Source organism: Paraburkholderia sp. (genome assembly GCF_034668105.1).
In the GTDB taxonomy this organism is placed as follows: Bacteria; Pseudomonadota; Gammaproteobacteria; order Burkholderiales; family Burkholderiaceae; genus Paraburkholderia.
Genome location: NZ_JAXDPY010000461.1, coordinates 1 through 3,100 on the forward strand (window position 1 = coordinate 1; position 3,100 = coordinate 3,100).

Genomic DNA, 3,100 nt, shown 5'->3' on the forward strand with positions numbered 1-3,100 from the left:
GCCGCCCAGCGCCACGGCGTGCGAAAAACCGAGCCCACGCGCATGCGCCCAACCGAGCACCGCGTTGGTCAGCGCATTCGACTGCGACACCCACGCCACGCCGCCCGGCTTCACCGTGCACGACGGCGCGCCGAAGTGCGCATGAAACGCCGGCGACACCACCCCGAGACTGCCCGGCCCGACGATGCGCAACAGATTCGGCCGCGCCGCCGAGAGCGCGTGCCGCAGATGCCGGCGATCGTCATCGCTGCGCACCTCGCCGACGATAATCGCCGCGCGCGTGCCCAGGCCGCCGAGTTTATGGATGATGCCAGGCCACGTATCCGGCGGCGTACAGATCACCGCGACGCTTGGCGCCTGCGGCAGGTCGCCGGCATCGTTGATCACCGGGTGGCCGGCAAGCGTGTTGTATTTGGGATTGACCGGCCAGACAGGGCCGTCGAAACCGCCTTCGAGCACGCGCGCCCACACCATCGCGCCCGTGCTGCCGGGCCGCTCGGAAGCGCCGATCACGGCGACGGACTTGGGTCGGAACAAGGCATCGAGATTGCGAACGGTCACGGGCGCTCCGCATGGTGAGGAAACGCGCCTGGAGGCGGGCGCGCGTCTCGTCAGGATAGGCGATGTCGAGGGCTCGCGCGGCGGTTGTGAATTTGCAGCTTGGGGGACATGAGATCGCTTTGACGAAGTGCCAACGTGCGCCAGAATATTTTTTGCGTGCTTAGGCAAAATATCGACGCGTTGCTCGAGGAATCGCTTGGCGCGAAGCTGTTCGAGCGCGATCACAAGGGCATCCGGTTGACGCCGGCCGGGCTGCAATTCCTGCCTTGCCTTTCCGATGCCTTCGACACGATCGAGCGCGGCTTTCGTCAGCTCACCACGACCAAAGGACGGCGGCGTCTCGTCGTCGCCGTGCCGCCTACTTTTGCGACGCAGTGGTTTTCGCCGCGACTCGGTTCGCTCGGGGACGAAATGCCCGACGTCGAACTGTCGGTACGTACGTCGCCCACGGAAGACTGTCACTGCAACATCCGCTTCGGCCGCGATGCGCTAGGGGGTGCGCATTCCGAATTGCTGATGACCGAGCGACATGTGTTGGTTGGCGCACCGCGTCTGCTCAGCGAATCGCTCGATATGCTGCTTGAGCATTTGCCCGCGCTGCACGTGTTGCATAACGATGCGCGGCTGGATCTATGGCCGAACTGGCTGGCGAAGGCGCGTTTGCCGGCGCGTTATGCGGAGAACGGGATTGAGTTTTCGACGCTGGAGCAGGCGATTCGCGCGGCGCGGAAAGGCGCGGGGCTGGCGGTGGTCGATCGGAACATGATCGTCGAAGAACTGGCGGATGGGAGTCTCACGCGGTTTTCGGATGTTGAGGCGGCCGGGCCTTATGGGTACTGGCTCGACGTGGCGCAACGCCACGCGGCGCTTGAACATGTGCAAGCGTTTGCTGATTGGATGCGGGAAGAAGTTTTGAAAATGGAGTGAGGGGAATTTCCAGGCGGCAATCGCATGGCCTCGCTCCGCGTTGTAGTGCCAGTGATATTTAACAAGTGGGGACGGTCCGTACGTGAATCTCTCACTTTTCCGCGTTCTCTATTTCTGCCCTCCCTTCCCCCTCACGGCATCGCCGCATCGGATTTCACGCGCCGTCTGTAGGACTTTTCCTTGGATATTAAGAATTTTCCGATGTTTGCTGAGATGTCGTCCCGCGATCATGTGAAGTGTTGCAAATGCAGCCTGACGGAACGTCCGGCGCTCGTGGCCTCCCGCCGGCCGTTTGCGAGTCACTGAGGTGAATACACATGATTAAGTCCGAGCTTTTCCGGAGCGAACCCGACTCCAACTATATCTGCCGCCAGACCCGCGTCGAGAAGCTCCTTCGCCCGTCACGCCAGTGACTCAAGCGAGTGTGGCCGTTACGCTTCCGACTGTCAGCACCGGAGCGTTCTCATCCAGGGTCGGCTCGATCGCGGGGTCGCAACCATTCTCGCTATCGTTCAATTGTTCAGCCGGTGCCAAGGTGTCGATCACACTCACCGATAACGTCTACCCGGCCAATCGAAGCGACACACTGCAGCTCACTGCCGACTCGACGGCGAAAGGCATTGGCATTCAGGTGCTGAGAAACGGCTCGCCGGTGTTGTTCGGGGCGGATTCAGCCGCTGCCGGAAATACAAACCAGTGGTTGATCGGTGACTCGCCAAATGGGACGCTGCAATTGCCTTTGACTGCTCGATATGTGAGCACTGCCCCGGTCTCTGCCGGAACGGTCAAAGCGCTTGCCACGTTCACCATGTCTTATCAGTAGTGCTGGGATCGCACGCGATCGCCGTGCGTAGGACACGGTAGTCCCAATGTCCATTCTGTCGTCGAATACAACGGGACACTGACCGGCATTCGCGTAGTCGTTGCGATGCCGGTTTTCGCAAAGCGTGGACATACTCCGCGTGTTTGGTGAAACGAAAGGGAAAGGGACTTCGAGGACAGGACGACGAATGCAACATATCGCAACGATCTGCAAGAGCGGGACCGCCTCCGCAGATTAGAACGAATTGTCCGATCGACATCGCCAGCATGCGACTGTCCCCTAGCCTGGCTTTGTCCGAACGGCCAAAACTGGCGCTTGAGCTTGAACAGGCGACCATCGCCGAGCCTCCCTCATTTATAATCATCAAGCCTTCGGGAAACACCCGGCGGTCAGGAATGGAAGCCTGAGTCAGAAACCGCACACCCGCTCACGCGGGGCGTGCGTCTACCGCTGCACGTCTATATTCCAATGGGCGGGCCGTGGTGGGGGAGCCGCAAGGCTCGCCGGTTTGTTTCTGACCCGGTCTTCCAAACCCGCTTCGTGCCCGCTCACCCGCTTAAAAAACGAGTGTCGGGCGATCCGAGATGTATCAGGGAGATCGCATCATGAGCAAATCCACAAAACAATCTCAACCCGATTCACGCCCGCCTGTCGACGCACTTCAATACGAAAAGCTTGCACTTTCGGCATTCAGCCTTTGTGACCGGCAGTTGAGCCAACTCAATACGTTGATCACACTTGGCTCTTCAATGTGTAGGAATCCTGCTATTACCAGTGACGAAAGACGAC

Annotated in this window: 3 protein-coding genes and 1 pseudogene; 3 read left to right on the forward strand and 1 reads right to left on the reverse strand. The window is 60.2% G+C overall.

The genetic code is table 11. The annotated features are described in order from the left end of the window. Positions 1 to 561: CoA-binding protein (locus QOC89_RS20560; RefSeq protein WP_323046702.1), on the reverse strand; the 561-nt coding region annotated here is incomplete at its 3' end. Between the two features lie 156 nt (positions 562 to 717). Between QOC89_RS20560 and QOC89_RS20565 the strand changes: the two genes are divergently transcribed. The 3 genes and pseudogenes from QOC89_RS20565 to QOC89_RS20575 all read left to right on the forward strand — a co-directional run. Continuing rightward, the gene (locus QOC89_RS20565) at positions 718 to 1,488 is read left to right on the forward strand and encodes a LysR substrate-binding domain-containing protein (RefSeq protein WP_323046703.1); all 771 of its coding nucleotides are present in this window, start codon (positions 718 to 720) and stop codon (positions 1,486 to 1,488) included. 424 nt (positions 1,489 to 1,912) lie between these two features. Continuing rightward, a complete protein-coding gene (locus QOC89_RS20570; protein ID WP_323046704.1) occupies positions 1,913 to 2,311 on the forward strand; it encodes a fimbrial protein in 399 nt (132 codons plus the stop codon). 605 nt (positions 2,312 to 2,916) lie between these two features. Beyond that, positions 2,917 to 3,100, forward strand: a pseudogene (locus QOC89_RS20575) (hypothetical protein); the annotation flags it as partial.